The sequence below is a fragment of the Pseudonocardia sp. KRD291 genome (genome assembly GCF_019263595.1).
Classification (GTDB): Bacteria; Actinomycetota; Actinomycetes; order Mycobacteriales; family Pseudonocardiaceae; genus Pseudonocardia.
Map to the genome: position 1 here is coordinate 10,765 of NZ_JADQDD010000040.1, position 18,992 is coordinate 29,756.

General features: G+C 73.3%; 13 protein-coding genes. 5 read left to right on the forward strand and 8 right to left on the reverse strand.

Annotated elements, in window-relative coordinates; all coding sequences use genetic code 11:
• The first annotated feature begins 150 nt into the window (after nt 1–150).
• From recQ to I4I78_RS08515, 3 genes are all read left to right on the forward strand, one after another.
• Nucleotides 151–1,986 (forward strand): DNA helicase RecQ, encoded by a 1,836-nt coding sequence (gene recQ, locus I4I78_RS08505; RefSeq protein ID WP_218610694.1) that lies wholly within the window; start codon nt 151–153, stop codon nt 1,984–1,986.
• Nucleotides 1,983–2,714: a gamma-glutamyl-gamma-aminobutyrate hydrolase family protein gene (locus I4I78_RS08510; protein WP_308251977.1), complete on the forward strand. Its 732-nt coding sequence runs from the start codon at nt 1,983–1,985 to the stop codon at nt 2,712–2,714. Before recQ ends, I4I78_RS08510 begins: the two co-directional genes overlap by 4 nt.
• A gap of 115 nt (nt 2,715–2,829) precedes the next feature.
• Nucleotides 2,830–3,858 (forward strand): acyl-CoA desaturase, encoded by a 1,029-nt coding sequence (locus tag I4I78_RS08515; RefSeq protein WP_218610683.1) that lies wholly within the window; start codon nt 2,830–2,832, stop codon nt 3,856–3,858.
• Nucleotides 3,859–3,864: 6 nt separating this feature from the next.
• On the opposite strand, the gene I4I78_RS08520 is transcribed toward I4I78_RS08515, so the two are convergent.
• From I4I78_RS08520 to I4I78_RS08540, 5 genes are all read right to left on the reverse strand, one after another.
• Nucleotides 3,865–6,180: an ATP-binding domain-containing protein gene (locus tag I4I78_RS08520; protein WP_218610696.1), complete on the reverse strand. Its 2,316-nt coding sequence runs from the start codon at nt 6,178–6,180 to the stop codon at nt 3,865–3,867.
• Between the two features lie 143 nt (nt 6,181–6,323).
• Complete coding sequence (locus I4I78_RS08525; protein ID WP_218610684.1) at nt 6,324–6,878, reverse strand: type 1 glutamine amidotransferase domain-containing protein; 555 nt, start codon at nt 6,876–6,878, stop codon at nt 6,324–6,326.
• 98 nt (nt 6,879–6,976) lie between these two features.
• Nucleotides 6,977–9,343 (reverse strand): glycoside hydrolase family 65 protein, encoded by a 2,367-nt coding sequence (locus I4I78_RS08530; RefSeq protein WP_218610685.1) that lies wholly within the window; start codon nt 9,341–9,343, stop codon nt 6,977–6,979.
• Nucleotides 9,340–10,074, reverse strand: coding sequence for a beta-phosphoglucomutase family hydrolase (locus tag I4I78_RS08535; RefSeq protein ID WP_218610686.1), 735 nt, complete (start codon nt 10,072–10,074; stop codon nt 9,340–9,342). Before I4I78_RS08535 ends, I4I78_RS08530 begins: the two co-directional genes overlap by 4 nt.
• A gap of 53 nt (nt 10,075–10,127) precedes the next feature.
• Nucleotides 10,128–11,687, reverse strand: a complete 1,560-nt coding sequence (locus tag I4I78_RS08540) for a histidine kinase (RefSeq protein ID WP_218610687.1) — start codon at nt 11,685–11,687, stop codon at nt 10,128–10,130.
• Between the two features lie 119 nt (nt 11,688–11,806).
• Here I4I78_RS08540 and I4I78_RS08545 point away from each other — a divergent pair, with 119 nt between their 5' ends.
• Nucleotides 11,807–14,350, forward strand: coding sequence for an RNA helicase (locus tag I4I78_RS08545; RefSeq protein WP_218610688.1), 2,544 nt, complete (start codon nt 11,807–11,809; stop codon nt 14,348–14,350).
• Between the two features lie 183 nt (nt 14,351–14,533).
• Nucleotides 14,534–16,669, forward strand: a complete 2,136-nt coding sequence (locus I4I78_RS08550; protein ID WP_218610689.1) for a bifunctional diguanylate cyclase/phosphodiesterase — start codon at nt 14,534–14,536, stop codon at nt 16,667–16,669.
• Nucleotides 16,670–16,694: 25 nt separating this feature from the next.
• Here the strand turns inward: I4I78_RS08550 and I4I78_RS08555 are convergent, their stop codons facing one another.
• The 3 genes from I4I78_RS08555 to I4I78_RS08565 all read right to left on the reverse strand — a co-directional run.
• Entirely contained in the window at nt 16,695–17,477 is a 783-nt protein-coding gene (locus I4I78_RS08555) for an LLM class F420-dependent oxidoreductase (protein ID WP_218610690.1), read from the reverse strand.
• Between the two features lie 56 nt (nt 17,478–17,533).
• Entirely contained in the window at nt 17,534–18,235 is a 702-nt protein-coding gene (locus I4I78_RS33725; protein ID WP_218610691.1) for a DUF742 domain-containing protein, read from the reverse strand.
• 93 nt (nt 18,236–18,328) lie between these two features.
• Nucleotides 18,329–18,992 (reverse strand): alpha/beta hydrolase (locus I4I78_RS08565; RefSeq protein ID WP_218610692.1); only part of this gene is annotated, 664 nt, incomplete at its 5' end.

Sequence of the window (18,992 nt, forward strand, 5' to 3'; positions counted from 1 at the left end):
TCGGGGATCCCGCTGCCGCCCGAGCCGCCGGACGACGAGTACGGCGACCCGTACCCGGAGGAGCCGTACGTCGACACCCCCCGGGCACAGCGGCCCGAAGAGCCCGCGCCGCCCGCCGGGCCGGTCGCCGCGCCCCCGGCCCGGGAGCCGATGCCCTCGGACCCGCACGAGGTGCTGCGTCGCGTGTTCGGCTACGACGCGTTCCGCGGCGAGCAGCAGGCGATCGTGGAGCAGGTCATCGGCGGCGGGGACGCGCTGGTCCTGATGCCCACCGGTGGCGGGAAGTCGCTGTGCTACCAGGTCCCGTCGCTGGTCCGCCCCGGTGCCGGGGTCGTCGTGTCGCCGCTGATCGCGCTGATGCAGGACCAGGTCGACGCGCTGCGCGCGCTGGGCGTGCGGGCCGGGTTCCTGAACTCCACCCAGAACCCGGACGAGCGCCGCGACACCGAGGCCGCGTTCCTGGCCGGCGAGCTGGACCTGCTCTACCTGGCCCCGGAGCGGCTGCGGGTGGAGTCGACGCTGCGGCTGCTCGACCGGGGGACGGTCGCGCTGTTCGCGATCGACGAGGCACACTGCGTCGCCCAGTGGGGCCACGACTTCCGGCCCGACTACCTGATGCTCTCCGAGCTGCACGACCGCTGGCCGGACGTGCCGCGGATCGCGCTCACCGCGACCGCCACCGAGGCCACCCGCGCCGAGATCGCGCAGCGGCTGCAGCTGACCGGCGCGAAACACTTCGTGGCCGGCTTCGACCGGCCCAACATCCAGTACCGGATCGTGGGCAAGAACGAGCCCCGCAAGCAGCTGCTCGACCTGCTGCGCTCCGAGCACGCCGGTGACGCGGGGATCGTCTACTGCCTCTCGCGCAAGTCGGTCGAGCAGACCGCGCAGTTCCTCTCCGCCCAGGGCATGACCGCACTGCCCTACCACGCGGGCCTCGACGCAGGTGTCCGCCGGCGCAACCAGTCCCGCTTCCTGCGCGAGGACGGCGTGGTCATGGTCGCGACGATCGCCTTCGGGATGGGTATCGACAAGCCCGACGTCCGGTTCGTCGCGCACCTGGACCTGCCCAAGTCCGTCGAGGGCTACTACCAGGAGACCGGACGCGCGGGACGCGACGGTGCACCGTCGACGGCGTGGCTGGCCTACGGCATGGCCGACGTCGTGCAGCAACGCAAGATGATCGACGACTCCGAGGGCGACGCCGCGCACCGGCGACGCCTGGGCCAGCACCTGGACGCGATGCTGGCGCTCTGCGAGACCGTCGAGTGCCGCCGGGCGCAGCTCCTCGGCTACTTCGGCCAGGCTCCGACCGGGGACGCGGCGCGCTGCGGCAACTGCGACACCTGCCTGACGCCGGTCACGACCTGGGACGGCACGGTGCCGGCGCAGAAGGTGCTCTCCACGGTCTGGCGGCTCAAGAAGGAGCGGCGGCAGAGCTTCGGCGCCGTGCACGTGATCGACATCCTGCTGGGCAGGCGCACCCCGAAGATCGAGCAGTTCGACCACCACGAGCTCTCGGTGTTCGGCGTCGGGTCCGACCTGACCGAGCCGCAGTGGCGCGGGGTGATCCGCCAGCTCGTCGCGCGGCGGCTGCTCGAGGTCGGCGGACCGCACTCGACACTGCAGTTCACCGACGACTCCCCGGCCGCGATGCGCGGCGAGCAGAAGGTGCTGCTGCGCACCGAGCCGGAGAAGGCACCCCGGTCGCGACGGTCGTCGGGAGGCCGGTCCACGGCCCCCGCGGCCGAGCTCTCGGCCGAGGCGGCGCCGGTGTTCGAGCGGCTGCGGACCTGGCGTGCCGCGGCGGCCAAGGAGCAGGGCGTGCCCGCCTACGTGATCTTCCACGACGCGACGCTGCGCGAGATCGCCGGACGGATGCCCTCGGACCTGGCCGGTCTCGGTGCGATCAGCGGGATCGGCGAGGGCAAGCTCGCCCGCTACGGCGAACAGGTCCTCGAGACCCTCGCCGAGCAGGCCGCGTGAGCGGCGTGTCGGCGGGTCGCCGCCCGGTGATCGGCCTGAGCACCTACGGCGAGCGGGCCGCATACTGGATCATGGAGCACGAGGTCGTGCTGCTGCCGCGCGAGTACGTCGACCTGGTCACCCGGGCCGGCGGGACGCCGGTGCTGCTGCCGCCCACCGGGGACGCCGCGGACGCCGTCGAGGTGTGCGACGCCGTCGTGTTCGTGGGCGGGCCGGACCTCGACCCCGCGCACTACGGCGCGACGCCCGGCCCGCACGCGGACCCGCCGCGCCCCGAGCGCGACGCCTCGGACCTGGCCGCGGTCCGCCGCGCGCTGGGGCGCCGGATCCCGGTGCTCGGGGTGTGCCGCGGGCACCAGCTGCTCAACGTCGCCCTCGGCGGCACCCTCGTGCAGCACCTGCCCGACGCCGTCGGGCACGAGCGGCACAGCATCCGCCCGGCCACCTACGGCCCGGTCGAGGTGACCCCGGAGCCCGGCAGCCGCGTCGCCGACGTCCTCGGCGGGCCGGTCCGGGTGTGGTGTCACCACCACCAGGCGGTGGACCGACCGGGCGACGGACTGCGCGTCACCGCCCGCGCCGACGACGGGACGGTCGAGGCGATCGAGCTCGACGGGTACCCGTTCGCGCTCGGCGTGCAGTGGCACCCCGAGCAGGACCTCACCGACCTGCGGCTGATGCGCGCCGTCGTCGACGCCGCCCGGACGTCCGACCCCGCCCGGACCTGACGCGCGGCGCGCCCGTCCGGACGCGGGGGCTCCGCGGCACTGGTGCAGACCCCCCGCCTCCTCGGGGTGCCCGTGGGCTTATCGCCGGGCACCCGCCGGTGCAGTGTCACCAGGTATGACCACCTCCAGTGTCCGCAACGACTTCGCGGGCCTGTCCCGGCGGATCTCCGACGCCGGTCTCACCGACCGCCGTCCCGGCTACTACGTCCTGCGCTTCGCCCTGGTGGGCGGCGCCTACATCGCTGCCTTCTGCGGGGTCGTCGCGCTCGGCGACTCGTGGTGGCAGCTCGCGATCGCCGCGTTCCTCGCGGTCGTGTTCGCCCAGGTCGCGCTGCTGGCTCACGACGTCGCGCACCGGCAGGTGTTCCGCCGCAAGGGCACCTGCATGGCGGTCGGGCGGATCCTCGGCAACGTCGGCATCGGCATGTCCTACGGCTGGTGGATGGACAAGCACACCCGCCACCACGCGAACCCCAACCACACCGACCACGACCCCGACGTCGAGCCGGACCTGCTGGTCTGGTCCCAGGACCAGGCACGGGCCAGCAGCGGCATCCCGCGCTGGTTCGGGCGCCACCAGGCGTTCCTGTTCTTCCCGGTGCTGCTGCTCGAGGGCTTCTACCTGCACTACGCCGGCTTCCGCGCCTGCCTGGACCCCAAGACCCCCGGGCGCGGCACCGAGGCGGCCCTGCTGACCGTGCACCTGCTGCTCTACGTGGCCCTGGTGTTCGGTGTGATGCCGTTCTGGCAGGCGGTCGCGTTCGTCGCGGTACACCAGATGCTGTGGGGCCTCTACATGGGTTGCACGTTCGCCCCGAACCACAAGGGGATGCCGCTGCGCGGCGAGGACGACGAGCCCGAGGACTTCCTGCGGCGCCAGGTGCTCACCTCCCGCAACATCGCGGGCGGGCGCCTGGTCGACATCGCCTACGGCGGGCTGAACCACCAGATCGAGCACCACCTCTTCCCTGCCATGCCCTCGGCGAACCTGCGCCGCGCGCAGCCGATCGTCGCCGCGTACTGCGCCGAGATCGGGGTGGAGTACACCCGGACCGGGCTGGTCGACTCCTACTCGCAGACCCTGCGCTCGCTGCACGACGCCGGGTCCCCGTTGCGCGAACCGGAGCTCGCACCGCGCGCCTGAGCGGGTTCACGCCCGTCGGATGCGCTTGAGCACCGGCGGGAGGTCGCCGGTGTGCAGCACCGCGAGGCGCCGGGTGGCCCGGGTCAGGGCGACGTAGAGGTCGTTGAGCCCGCGCGGCGACTCCTGCAGGACCTCGCCCGGCTCGACGAGCACGACGGCGTCGAACTCCAGGCCCTTGGCGTCGGCGATCGGGAGCACCACCAGCGGCGCGTCCAGGTCCTCCGGGTCCGCGCCCGGCTCGAGCAGGGACGCCCGCAGGCCCGCCACCCGCGCCGCCGGGGCCAGCACGGCCGTCCGGCCCTCGCCGATCGCGGCCCGCTCGGCGGCCACCCGCGCCGCGAGGACCTCGTCGGCCCCGGCGCCGGGGAGGACCTCCGCCCACGGCAGGTCGCCGGTGCTGCGCACCGAGCTGGGCGGCTGCAGGGTCGGGTCGATCTCGGCCAGCACGTCGTCGGCGACGTCGGCGATCTCGGACGGCGTCCGGTAGTTGACCGTGAGCTGCTCCAGGCGCCAGCGGCTCGCCACGAACGGCGAGAGCACCTCGCCCCAGGAACCGGCGCCTGCGCGGTCACCGGTCTGGGCGATGTCGCCGACGACGGTCATCGACCGCGACGGCGCGCGCCGCATGATCATCCGCCAGGCCATCGGGGACAGCTCCTGGGCCTCGTCCACGATCACGTGCCCGTAGGTCCACTCCCGGTCGGCGGCGGCCCGGTCCGCGGTGGAGTCGAAGCGCGAGACCTGGCGACGCTCGGCGAGGCGGTCGGCGTCGATGACGTCGGTGGCGCGCAGCAGCTCCGGGTCGAGGTCCTCCTCCAGGTCGAGCACGTCGAGCACGCCCTGGGCGTACTCGACCTCCTCGCGCAGCGCGGCGGCCTCGGCCGCGGCGGCCGCGCTCCCGTCGTCGCCGAGCAGCTCCGCGGCCTCGTCGAGCAGCGCCACGTCGGCCGCGCTCCAGCGCAGGCCGGGCTCGACGTCGTCGGCCGGGGCGTCGCGTTCGAGCAGCGCCCGCTCCTGCGCCGGGATCCGGCGGGCCACCGAGTTGAGCCGCTTGCGGTCGGCGAACAGGTCCGACAGCAGCGTCTCCGGCGAGAGCGTCGGCCACAGCTCGTCGAGCTCGCGGCCCAGCGCGGCGGACTCGGTGAGCTCCTCGCGGATGTCCTCGACGTCGCGGCGGTCCAGCAGGTCCCGGCCCACGGTGCGGGCGACCTGGTCGGCGAGCAGCCGCAGCAGCTCGGTGCGGAAGATCCGCCGGGCCTCGTTGTGCGGCTTGCGCGAGCGCCGGGCCCGGGTACGGGCCTGGGTCACCGTGTCGCGGTCGATCCGGACGTCCTGCTGCTCGACGACGAGCCGGATCGGCTGCCGCGGCACCTGCTGGCGGTCCCGCACGGCCGCGGAGATCACGGCCGACATCTCCGCACGGCCCTTCAGCGCGGCGGTGGGCGCGTCCTCGGGGCGGCGGGCGTCGAGGCCGGGGTAGAGCTGGGCGACCGTGCCCAGCACGACACTGGTCTCCCCGAGCGAGGGCAGCACCTGCCCGATGTAGCGCAGGAACGTCGGGTTCGGCCCGACCACCAGCACGCCGCGCCGGGCCAGCCGGTCCCGGTGGGTGTAGAGCAGGTACGCGGCGCGGTGCAGCGCCACCGCCGTCTTGCCGGTCCCCGGCCCGCCCTGCACCACCAGCACCCCGGAGGGCTTGGAGCGGATGATCCGGTCCTGCTCGGACTGGATGGTGGCCACGATGTCGCCCATCCGCCCGGTCCGCGCCTCGGACACCGCGGAGAGCAGGGCGGCCTCGCTGGTCAGCCCGGACGACGAGTGCGAGGCCTCGGACAGGTCCAGCGGCTCGTCGTCGATCGCTACGACCTGGCGCAGCCGGGTCCGCAGGTGCCGTCGCCGCCGCATGCCCTCGGGCGAGGCGGCGGTGGCGGTGTAGAACGGGCGCGCGGCCGGGGCACGCCAGTCCATCAGCAGCGGCTCGTACTCCCGCTGCTCGTCGAGCAGGCCGATCCGGCCGACGTAGCGGACCTCACCGGTCTCGGTGTCCAGACGGCCGAACGCGAGGCCGTGCTCGGCGGCGCGGAGCCCGGCCAGCCGATCGGTGTAGAGCGCCGCGGCGGCGTCGCGCTGGGTCAGCGCCTGCGGCGTACCGACGGTCTCGTCGTGCAAGGTGTCGTGCAGCCGCTTCGCGGTGTCCCGCCGCCGGTCCTCGAGCTGTTCGTAGAGCATCGCCACGTAGGCCTGCTCGTGCTCCAGCTCGGAACCGGCCTCGTCCTGCCCCGTAGGACGGGGGGCTGAGGCCGCGTCGGGGCCGGCTGGCATGGGGTTGGACACGTGGGGACTTCCTCCACCGACGAGACTCATCAGACGGTCGGAACGCACGGCACGAGGTCATGCCCCGTGCCGTCCGACCGACTGACCAACCTACCAGCGCAGCCCCCCGGCCCGCCGCGATCTCACCGGTGTCAGCGGGTCGGGGCCTTCGCGAACTCCTCGACGATCGCGGCGCAGAACGCGGGCAGGTCGCCGGGGTCCCGGCTGGTGATCAAGCCGTTGTCCCGCACGACCTCCTCGTCGACGACCGTGCCGCCGGCGTTGCGGATGTCGGTGCGCAGGCTCGGGAACGACGTCAGCGTGCGTCCCTTGACCAGGTCCGCCTCGACCAGCGTCCACGGCGCGTGGCAGATCGCGGCGACCGGCTTCCCGGCGTCGAAGAAGCCCTTCACGAACGCACGGACGTCGGCGTCGACACGCAGGCTGTCGCCGTTCACGGTGCCGCCCGGCATGATCAGCGCGTCGTAGTCCGATGCGTTCGCCTTCGACGCGACCGTGGTGACGTCGTAGGTCTCGGACTTGTTGATGTCGCTGTTCATCGACTGGATCGGGTCGGTGGAGATGGAGACGATGTCGGCGGTCGCGCCGGCCTCGGTGACGGCCTTGCGCGGCTCGGTGAGCTCGGCCTCCTCGACCCCGTCGGTGGCGATGATGGCGATACGGCGGCCGTTCAGCTCGTCGGACATGATGCTCCTTCCCGGACCGGCGACTCTCGCCCGGTCCGGGAAACGGCGTACCCGTGTGGTGGTCGCGGAAACCGGGCCGTGGCCCCCGCGCCGGGGCCTCAGCCGCGCTGGCGCGGGGCCCGGCCGTGCGGCTGCTCCACCGGCTCGACGTAGTCGTGCACCGGGATCGGCAGGCTCACCGGGTCCTCGGCCAGCGCGACCGGCTCGTCGTGGTGGCGCAGGCGCATCGGCGAGCCGCTGACCAGCCGGTACTCCGTCTCACCGGGGGTGATCGTGACCCGGATCCGGCGTCCCTGCCAGTGCAGTCCGAACGAGATCCGGCTCAGCGACGACGGCAGCGCGGGCGCGAACGACAGCCCGTCGGCCTCGCAGCGCATGCCGCCGAACCCGAGCGTGACCGCCGACCAGGTCCCGGCCATCGACGCGATGTGGATGCCGTGGTCGGAGTTGCCGGCCAGGTCGTGCAGGTCCACCAGGGCGGCCTCGCCCAGGTAGTTGTAGGCCAGGTCCAGGTGCCCGGTGCGCGCGGCCATCACCGACTGGGTGCACGCCGAGAGCGACGAGTCCCGCACGGTGATCGACTCGTAGTAGGCGAAGTTGCGCCTGCGCTGCTCGGGGGTGAACGCGTCCGGCCGGATCTGCATGGCCAGCACCAGGTCGGCCTGCTTGACGACCTGTTTGCGGTACAGGTCGAAGTACGGGAAGTTCAGCAGCAGCGGGTAGTGCTCGGCCGCGGTGCCCTCGAAGTCCCAGAGCTTGTGGCTGGTGAAACCCTCGGACTGCGGGTGCACCCCGAGGCGCTCGTCGAACGGGATGTACATCGCGTTCGCGGCGTCGCGCCAGCTCGCGACCTCCTCGGTGTCCACGCCGAGGCGCGACGCCGAGCGGGGGTGCTTCGCCGCGACCTCGGCGGCGTAGCGCAGGTTCTGGCTCGCCATCAGGTTCGTGTAGACGTTGTTGTCCGCGACCGCGGAGTACTCGTCCGGCCCGGTCACGCCGTCGATCCGGAAGTTGCCCTCCGGGTCGTGGTGGCCCAGCGAGCGCCACAGCCGCGCCGTGGCGACCAGCAGGTCCAGGCCGACCTCGAGCTCGAACTTCGTGTCCCCGGTGGCGTTGACGTGCCGGCGCACGGCGTCGGCGATGTCGGCGTTGATGTGGAACGCCGCGGTGCCGGCCGGCCAGTAGCCGGAGCACTCGTGGCCACGGATCGTCCGCCACGGGAACGCGGCGCCCTTGAGCCCCAGCGTCTCGGCCCGTTCGAAGGCCTGCGGCAGGATCGACTGGCGCCAGCGCAGCGCGTCCGCGGCCGCGTCCGGGGCGACGAACGAGAGCAGCTGCAGGCCGAACGTCTCGGTGTCCCAGAACGTGTGGCCGTCGTAGCCGTCGCCGGTCAGGCCCTTGGCCCCGATGCAGCGCCGCTCGGCGCGGGCACCGGCCTGCAGCACGTGGAAGGTGGCGAGGCGGACGGCCTGCTGCAGCTCGGCGTCACCGTCGATCTCGACGTCGGCGGTGGACCAGAACTCGTCGAGGTAGCTGCGCTGCTCGGCGACCAACCCGTCCCAGCCGGTGTAGCGGGCCGCGGCCAGGGCGGCGCGCACCTGGTCGTAGACGGCGGGCAGGCTGCGCCGCGAGGACCACCCGTAGGACAGGTACTTGGTGACCCGCAGCGTCTCCCCCGGCTTGACCCGGGCGATGATCGTGGTCCGGGCCAGGTCCTCGTTGGCGTCCGAGGTGGTCTGGATCCCGGCCGGGCCCTCCACCTCGTGGTCCATCGCCGCGCCGACCCGGAGTGCGGACTTGCGGGTGCGGTGCACCAGCGTCGCCCCGGCGTCGGTGCTGCGCGACATCTCCGGTTCCAGGACGTTGTCCAGCGACTGGTCCAGCCGCGGGTCGCCCTCGTTGCGGCCGGGCAGCTGCTCGTTGGCGACCAGCTCGGACTGGATCACCAGCAGCGCCCCTGCCGGGTCGTCGTCAGGGTCGAGCACCTCGACCTCGTAGCTGATCGCGGCGATCGCCCGCTGGGTCAGCGACACCAGCCGCGTGCTGCGGACCCGGACCGTCCGCCCGGCCGGGGACTCCCACTCCACCTCGCGGTGCAGCGTGCCGGCCTGCATGTCCAGCACCCGCTCGTGCTTGCGCAGGGTGCCGTAGCGCAGGTCGAACGGCTCGTCGTCGACCAGGAGCCGGATCAGCTTCCCGTTGGTGACGTTGATGATCGTCTGCCCGGACTCCGGGTAGCCGTAGCCGCCCTCGGCGTAGGGCAGTGGGCGCACCTCGTAGCAGGAGTTCAGGTAGGTGCCGGGCAGCTTGTGCGGCTCCCCCTCGTCGAGGTTGCCGCGCAGCCCGATGTGCCCGTTGGACAGCGCGAACACCGACTCGGTCTGCCCCATCTTCGGCAGGTCGAGGCGCGGTTCACGGACCACCCACGGCTCGACGGTGAACGTGGGGGCGTGCTCGGGCTTCACGTGCTCTCCAGCAGGTCGGCGAGATCGTTGACGACGACGTCCGCGCCGTGCGAGCGCAGCGCGTCGGCCTGGTCGAGGCGGTTGACACCGATCACGGAGCCGAACCCCCCGGCGTGCCCGGCCGCCACACCGGCCAGCGCGTCCTCGAACACGACGGCCGCGGTGCGCTCGACGCCCAGGTCCTGCGCGGCGGCGATGAACGTGTCGGGCTTCGGCTTGCCCGGGAGACCGCGTTCGCGGGCCACGACGCCGTCCACGCGGTGGTCGATGAACCCGGCCAGGCCGGTGACCAGCAGGATCTGCTCCGCGTTGGCCGAGGAGCTCACGACGGCGGTGGCCAGGCCGGCGGCGCGCACGGCCTCCAGGTATTGGCGCGATCCGGGGTAGACCTCCACCCCGTCGGTGCGGATCTTCTCCTGGACCAGGTCGTTCTTGCGGGTCGAGAGGCCCCACAGCGTCTCGGTGGCCGCGGAGTCGTCGGTGCTGCCCTCGGGAAGGTCGATACCGCGTGAGGCCAGGAAGCTGCGGGTGCCCTCCAGCCGGGGCTTGCCGTCGACGTAGGGCCCGTAGTCGGCGGAGGTGTCGAACGGCCGGAAAGCCTCGCCGTCGCGGCCACGCAGGAACTCGTCGAACATCTGTTTCCACGCCGCGGCGTGCACGCTCGCGGTGTCGGTCAGCACGCCGTCGAGATCGAACAGGCACGCGCGTGTGCCGTCGGGGAGCCCCAGCATGCGCGCACGGTATCCGGATCGGTCGAGAAACCTCGAACCGGCTCCGGAAGTGATCAGCTACGCGGACCGGACAGGTCCAGCGCCAGTACCGTGACCGGCTCCGTCGCCCCGGCCGGTGCCGCCGTGACCAGGCATCGCGCGGTCCCGCCGGGATGCCCCGGCCCGGTCGTGACCCGCACCGTCCCGCCGTCGGGCTCCGGTTCCACCCACCGCTGCACGGCCTCGCGGACGGCGGCCAGCACGGCGAGCGGCGGCACCGGTGCGTCGGCGAGGTCGTCCCCGCCGTCGACGGTGGCCTCGAGGCGGCTGCCGAACCGGGTCCGCTCGATCATCAGGTAGGCCCGGACGGCGCCGAGCTCGTCGGCCAGGGAGATGCTCGGCTCGCCGGCCCGGTCCGCGGCGCGGCTCAGGTCGGCGAACCCGAGCAGCAGCTCCCGGGCCCGCGGCGGGTCGACCCGGACCAGCGCCGCGATCGTGTTCAGCGTGTTGTAGACGAAGTGCTGCTCCAGCCGCCTGCTCAACGACCCGTGCCACGGGGCCTGCTCCGGGGGGCCACCGGGCGCCGGCGCCGATACCGGCTCCGGGGACCTGGTCTCCCGCGGGGTGTCGCGCGCCGCGGGAGCGTCGGCGCCGTTCCCGGGCCGGGCTGCGACCGCCGGGCCCGGCTCCCACAGCTCCGGGTCGGCGTCGTCGGGGTCGACGAGCCCGAGCCAGGTCGGCAGCGCCAGACGTCCGGTGCTGGTGCGACCGCGGTGCTCCACCAGTGCCACGAGGTCCGGCTCCAGCCAGCGCGCGTGCGCGGTGACGTCGTCCGGGACCGGGCCGGTGAACGGGGACGCCTCGACGACCGGCTCGTCCAGCAGCGCCGCGACGTCGTCGCGGGCGTGGGTGGTGCTGATCCCGACCCGCCCGACGTAGGTCGTCCCGCCGGGGCCGGGCAGGCCGAGCAGCACGGCCGCGATCCGGTCCGGTCGCCCGGCCGGGAGCCACCCGCCGACGACGACCTGGCGGGTGCGCCGCAGCGGGACACGCAGCCAGTTCCGGGTGCGCCGCCCGGGCTGGTAGGGCACGTCGAGACGCTTGAGGTGCAGCCCGTCGAGGCCGTACTGCTCGGCGGTGCGCATCACCAGGTCGGCCTCGTCGAGGCCGAACGACGGCGAGACCAGGATCGTCGGCCCGCCCAGCCCGAGCTCGGCCAGCTCGTGGCGGCGCTGCCGGTAGGGCAGGTCCAGGATCCGCCGCCCGTCGGCCCAGAGCAGGTCGGTGACCACGTAGCCGACCGGCACCTCGGCCTGCAGGGCCGCGTCCGGACGGACGGTGTTGGTGCGGCGCATCAGCGGCCGCCGGGACGGGCGCCCGGCCTCGTCCAGGGCGACGACGGTGCCGTCGAGCACCATGCCGGCCTTCGGGGCCTGCTCGCCGAGCGCGGCCAGCTCCGGGAACGAGCCGGTGACGCTGCGCGCGGTCGATGACAGCAGCCGGACCCGCCCGGGCCGGGCGTAGGCGACGCAGCGGTGGCCCTCCCAGCCGAACTCGACGGCCCAGCGCTCCGGGTCGGTCGCCTCGGCCAGCTCACCGGGGGTGGGCAGCATCGGTGGCACCAGGTCGGGCATTCCCGACTGATCGCGCCCCGCCACAGGACGCACGCTAGCGCCACGGCGTCGCCCGGACGTGCGCGGGCGCCCGCCCGGCGCGTGTCACCGGTGCCCCCGCCTGGGACGATGGACCCACCATGACTTCCGCGACCTCCTCCCCCACGCTCGCCGACCGCATCCCGCCCGGCGCCGACCCCGACGCCCTGGTCGAGACGTTCGCCGAGTGGGCGTTCGAGGAGCGGGGGCTCTCGCTCTACCCGGCCCAGGAGGAGGCCGTCCTCGAGCTGGTCACCGGCGCGAACGTGATCCTCTCGACCCCGACCGGCTCCGGGAAGTCGCTGGTCGCGGTCGGGGCGCACGCAGCGGCACTGGCCCGCGGCGAGCGGACGTTCTACACCGCACCGATCAAGGCGCTGGTCAGCGAGAAGTTCTTCGCCCTGATCGAGGTGTTCGGCGCGGACAAGGTCGGCATGCTCACCGGCGACGCCGCGGTGAACGAGCGGGCCCCGATCATCTGCTGCACCGCGGAGATCCTGGCCAACCTGGCGCTGCGCTCCGGTCGCGACTCCGACGTCGGCTCCGTCGTGATGGACGAGTTCCACTTCTACGCCGACCCCTCGCGCGGCTGGGCCTGGCAGGTCCCGCTGATCGAGCTGCCGCAGGCCCAGTTCCTGCTGATGAGCGCCACGCTGGGGGACACGAGCTTCTTCGCCGAGGACCTCACCCGACGCACCGGGCGGGAGACCGCCCAGATCACGTCGGTGGAGCGGCCGGTGCCGCTGCACTTCCGCTACGAGCTCACCCCGCTGCACGAGACGATCATCGAGCTGCTGCAGACCCACGAGGCGCCGGTCTACGTCGTGCACTTCACCCAGCAGTCGGCCGTCGAGCGCGCGCAGTCGCTGATGAGCGTCAACGTGACCTCCAAGGAGGACAAGTCCGCGATCGCCGAGACGATCGGGTCGTTCCGCTTCACCGCCGGGTTCGGGAAGACGCTGTCGCGGCTGGTCCGGCACGGCATCGGGGTGCACCACGCCGGGATGCTGCCGCGCTACCGGCGCCTGGTGGAGACCCTGGCCCAGGCCGGGCTGCTCAAGGTGATCTGCGGGACCGACACCCTCGGCGTGGGGATCAACGTGCCGATCCGCACGGTGCTGTTCACCGCTCTGTCCAAGTACGACGGGACGCGCACCCGCCCGCTCAAGGCCCGCGAGTTCCACCAGATCGCCGGACGCGCCGGGCGGGCCGGCTACGACACCGTCGGCACCGTCGTGGCCGAGGCGCCCGAGCACGACATCGAGAACGCTAAGGCACTGGCCAAGGCCGGTGACGACCCGAAGAAGCGCCGCAAGGTCAACCGCAAGCAGCCCCCGGAGGGTTTCGTCGGCTGGTCGCAGACGTCGTTCGAGAAGCTGCAGACCGCCCAGCCCGAGCCGTTGACCAGCCACTTCCAGGTGACGTTCGCGATGCTGCTCAACGTGATCTGCCGGGGCGGAGACACCTTCGCCGCGATGCGGCACCTGCTCGAGGACAACCACGAGCCCCGTGCCCGGCAGCGCAAGCACATCCTGCGTGCGATCGCGATCTACCGGGCGCTGCTCGCCGCCGGGATCGTCACCGAGACCGGCACCCCGCAGGGACGGCGACCGCAGCTGGTCGGCGACCTGCAGCTCGACTTCGCCCTGAACCAGCCGCTGTCGCCGTTCGCGCTGGCCGCGGTCGAGCTGCTCGACATCGAGGCGCCGGGTTACGCCCTCGACGTGCTGTCGGTGATCGAGGCGACCCTGGACGACCCCCGACAGGTGCTGGCCGCGCAGCAGAACAAGGCGCGCGGCGAGGCGATCGCATCGATGAAGGCCGAGGGCATCGAGTACGAGGAGCGGATGGCGCTCCTCGAGGACGTCACCTACCCCAGGCCGCTCGACGAGCTGCTGCACGCCGCCCTGGAGACCTACCGCCGGGGGGCACCGTGGGTCGAGGACGCGCGCCTGTCGCCCAAGTCGGTCGTGCGGGACATGTCCGAGAAGGCCATGACGTTCACCGAGTACGTCTCGCACTACCAGCTGGCCCGCTCCGAGGGGCTGGTGCTGCGCTACCTGGCCGACGCCTACCGGGCGCTGCGCCAGACGGTGCCCGAGCACGCCCGCACCGACGAGCTGACCGACGTCATCGAGTGGCTCGGCGAGCTCGTCCGCCAGGTCGACTCCAGCCTGCTCGACGAGTGGGAGAAGCTCGCCGCCGGGGCCGACGCGGCCGGAGGCGAGGTGGCACCGCCCTCGGCCGAGGCGGTCGGCGCGGCGCCGTCCGGGGTCAGCGCCAACCAGCGGGCGTTCCGGGTGCTGGTGCGCAACGCGATGTTCCGCCGGGTCGAGCTCGCCTCGTTCGGCCGGTGGGACCTGCTCGGGGAGCTCGACCGCGAGTCCGGGTTCACCGCGCAGCGGTGGCGCTCGGAGTTCGAGCCGTACTTCGCGCTGCACGACCGGGTCGAGATCGGGCCGGACGCACGCGGCCCGAAGATGATCGACATCGTGGAGGAGCGGGAGCGCTGGCTGGTCCGCCAAGTGCTCGACGACCCGGCGGGCGACCACGACTGGGCGATCACCGCCGAGGTCGACCTGGCCGCGTCCGACGACGCGGGCGAGGCCGTGGTGTGGATCACCGGCCTGAGCGACCGCCCCTGACCGGCCGGTGAGGTGCAGGTGGTCGGACACGGCCCGACATTCGGCCCTATCGGGTGAACGGGTTGGTTATGGTGTTCCGTGATCACACGGAGTGAACGACAGTAGCTCGCGCGTGGAACGAGGGGGCTGGCGAATGCGGCACGGCGCGCTCGCAGGTCCGGAGCCGAGAGCGGGCACCGGCCGGTGACCGCTGCGGAGGTCGAGGGTGGAGAGGCGCTCTGCGCGGACGCTCTCGGTGGCCCGGACTCGTTGTGCGACCGGTGGCTGCCCGAGGTCGTCGCCGGCGCGCGGTACCTGGCGCTGCCCACCGACGAGCTGCGGCGCCTGGTCTCGGCCCTGTCCGACCAGTTCCTCGCCGCGGCCCGGGCGGAGCGGTTCGACCCCGAGGACGCCCGCCGGATCGGTCGCGCGCTCGTCGACTCCCACCTCACCGAGCCTGCCGTGCTCGAACGCACCCACCTGGTACTCGGCGAGTGCCTCGCCGACGCCGCGGACAGCCCCGGACGGCTGCGCCGTGTGCTCGCGTTGCAGGCAGCCCTCGGCCGCGGCTACGCCGACGCCCTGCGCCGGCGCACGCTGGTCGAGCACGAGGCGATCACGACGGCGGCGCTGGCCGCCCGCACCTGCGCCGACGAGGCCCGGTGGGTCAGCGAGGCCCGCTTCTCCGCCGTGTTCGACGCCGCGACCATCGGGATCGTCGTGTTCACCCTGGACGGCACGTCGCTCGACGCCAACCACGCCGCCTGCGAGATGGTCGGCCACACCGCCGACGAGCTGCGCGCGATGACCGTCGCCGACTTCGTGCCGCCGGAGCAGGAGCCGGCGTTCTGGGCGGACCTGCCGCGCCTCGGTGCGGGCACCCTGGACCGGGTCACGGTGGAGCGTCCCTACCGGCGGCCGGACGGTCGCCGGATCTGGGTCGACGTCGTCGTCTCCGCCGTCCGCGACGCCGAGGGAGACCCGCGCTACCTGCTGGCGATGATCAACGAGGTCACCGAGCGGATGGAGCTGCAGCAGCGGCTGACCTACCAGGCCCAGCACGACCCGCTGACCGGACTGCCGAACCGCTCGTTGTTCTTCGAGCGGCTGCGGACCTCGATGCACCAGCTCGACGGGGACGGGTGCCGTCCCCGGCCGGGGATCTGCTACCTGGACCTGGACGGGTTCAAGGTCGTCAACGACACGCTCGGGCACCACACCGGGGACCGCCTGCTGCAGGCGCTGGCGGACCGGCTGCGCGACGCGCTCGCCCCCCTCGGACACCTGGTGGCCCGGATGGGCGGCGACGAGTTCGTGGTGCTGGTGGAGCGCTCGCCGGACCGTCGGGCGCTGGAGGACGTGGCCACCCTCGCGCTGGAGACGGTCCGCATCCCGGTCCGCATCGACGACCACGAGGTGGCGATCTCGGCCAGCGTCGGCGTCGTGCGGCACGAGGGCGACTCCGGGCCGGAGGAGCTGATGAAGGCGGCCGACACCACGCTGTACTCGGCCAAGCACGCCGGCCGGGGCCGGTACGCGGTGTTCGACCAGGAGCGGCACCGCTCGGACGTGCTGCGCTTCGAGCTCTCCGCGCAGATGCCCGAGGCGCTGCGCCGCGACGACTTCCGGGTCGTCTACCAGCCGCTGGTGCGCCTGGCCGACGAGCAGACGGTCGGGGTGGAGGCGCTGGTGCGCTGGCAGCGCCCGGACGGCGAGCTGATCGGGCCGGACCGGTTCATCCCGCTGGCCGAGGAGACCGGGCTGGTCATCCCGCTGGGCCGCCGGGTGCTGCACGAGGCCTGCCGCCAGGCCCGGACCTGGCGCGAGGCCGGGCACGACCTGCTCGTCAGCGTGAACGTCGCGGCCCGGCAGATGAGCGAGAACGACCTGGTCGCCGACATCCGCACGGTGCTCGCCGAGTACGACATGCCCCCGGAGCGGCTCCAGCTCGAGCTCACCGAGCGGGACCTGATGGGCACCCCCGGCCGGCCCGCGGCGGCGCTCAAGGAGCTCGCCGCGATGGGCGTGCAGATCGCGATCGACGACTTCGGGACCGGCTACTCGAACCTGTCCTACCTGCGCCAGCTACCGGTGCACAACCTGAAGCTGGCCGGCAACTTCGTGGCCGGGTCCGCCGACCGGGACGACGTGATCCTGCGCGCCCTGGTCAAGCTGGCCCGCTCGCTCGACCTCGACGTCACCGCCGAGGCGGTGGAGACCCGGGACCAGGCCGAACGACTGCGCTCCTACGGCTGCACCAACGCCCAGGGCTGGTACTACGCCCCCGCGGTGTCCGCCGAACGGATCCCGGACCTGGTCCGGGACCCGTTCGTGCGCTGACGGACCGCCGGGGTACCGACCTGCGTCAGGCGTTCTGCTCGTCCCGCCAGGCGATCCAGTCCTTCAGCCTGCCCAGGTCGTAGGACGGGCCGTCCTGCCCGATCGTGAACAGGCGGGCGCCCGCGTCGTGCAGCGCCTTGCCGTTGTCGGCCGGGGAACCCTCCACGGCGGTCGAGCGCTCGATCTCGGCCGGGTCCCGGCCGATGTCGCGGCAGTGCCGGTCGAGCACGCCGCACTTGTGCGTGAACGTCTCGACGTCGCCGAAGCCGTGCCAGATCGTGGCGTGCTCGGCGGTGTAGCGCAGGGTCTTCTTCTCCCCGCCGCCGCCGATCAGCACCGGGATGTCGCGGGTCGGGGCGGGGTTGAGCCTGCCCCAGCGCTCCCGGATGCGCGGCAATGCCTTGCCCAGCTCGGTGAGCCGGCCGCCCGCGGTGCCGAACTCGTAGCCGTACTCGTCGTAGTCGCGCTGGAACCACCCGGAACCGATGCCCAGGATCAGCCGGCCCGCCGAGATGTGGTCCACGGTGCGGGCCATGTCGGCCAGGAGCTCCGGGTTGCGGTAGCTGTTGCACGTGACCAGGGCGCCGATCTCCACCCGCGAGGTGGCCTCGGCCCAGGCGCCGAGCATCGTCCAGCACTCGAAGTGCTTGCCGTCGGGCTCACCGTAGAGCGGGAAGAAGTGGTCCCAGTTGAAGACGATGTCGACGCCGGCCTCCTCGGCGGCGGCGACCGTGCGCCGGATCTCGGAGTAGTCGGCGTGCTGGGGCTGCAGCTGCAGCCCGATTCGGACGGGACGATCTGTGGTCATGATCCCCATCCTGGTCCGGTCCGGACCGGATGACATCTCGGGCCGGTCGTCGCCGGTCAGAGGCGGCGCAGGCCGGACAGGACCCGGTCCAGCAGCGCCAGGTCCGGGCCGGTGCCGGCGTCCACGCCGACGTGCACGCGCAGGCGTCCCTCGGTGGCCAGGTCGCCGATCAGCACCCGGGCCACCCCGAGGGGCACCCGGACGAGCGCGGCCACCTCGCTGACCGAGCGCGGGCGGGCGCACAGCTCCAGGACCGAGCGCCGCTCGCCGACGTCGTTGCCGGTGTCCCCGGTCGACGACACCAGCGTCTCGATCCGCAGCTCCATCCGCGAGCGGGTGCGCCCGCCCGTCACCACGTAGGGCCGTACCGAGCGGGTGGCGGCCGGCGCAGAGACCGGGGCCGGGTCCGGGTCCTCGACGAACCGGGGCATCGGGGTGGTCTCCCACGCCCGGCCCAGCTCCGGTGGCGGCCCGGTCGGCACCGCGGGCGCCGCCGGCTCCGGGGTTGCCGGGGTCGCGACCGGCTCGGCCTCGGCGACGGCCTTCGCGGCGCGTTTACGCTGCCTGCGGGTCTGTCCGCCGAACCGGGCCCCGGTGGGGAGCGCGGTCTCCTCGGCGTCGACGGGCTCGGATTCCTCGGGCGTGCATCCGTGCGGGGCCTCCGGGTCCGGGGCGTGCTCGGCCCGGCGGGCGGGCGCACCGAACCGGGCACCGGTACGACCGGTCTCCGAACGGCCCATCTCCACCTCACTCGTCACGGTCGAAGAATGCCCGAATATGCACCGGACGTGCTACGGATCGGTGACCCGGATGTGACGAGGACGTGACGGCAACGGTCGGCCGGGCCCGGATCACCCGCCCGTGAGCAGCTCCGCCAGCTCGTTCAGCGCGTCGCCCGCCGCCCGTTCGGCGGCGTCGACGGCGCCCAGGAACGCCGCGTACCCGTGGATCAGCCCCGGACCGGGGATCCGCCGGACCGCCACCCCGGAGCGTTCCAGCAGGTCGGCGTAGGCCTGCCCCTCGTCACGCAGCGGGTCGAACTCGGCGGTGGCCACGACGGCCGGCGCGACGCCGCGCACGTCCGCGTGCAGCAGGTCGACCTGCGGGTCGTCCGAGCCACCGGGCAGGTACTGGTCGTAGAACCAGCGCATGTCGGAGGCGGTGAGGAAGTAGCCCTCGCCGTTGTCCACCGTCGAGGGCTGCGACTGGGCCGGGTCGGTCGAGGGGTAGAACAGCAGCTGGGCGGCGACCCGCGGTCCGGCGTCGCGGGCGCGCAGGGCGAGCCCGGCGGCCAGGCTGGCCCCGGCACTGTCGCCGGCCACCGCGACCGGCCGCTCCGGGAACCACTGCGCCACCGCCCGCAACGCGGCCTGCGCGTCGTCCAGCGGCGCGGGGTGCGGATGCTCCGGGGCGAGCCGGTAGTCCGCGGCGACGACGACGGCGCCGACCGCGTTCGCCACCCGCCGGCAGAGCGGGTCGTGGGTGTCGAGGTCGCCGAGCACCCACCCTCCCCCG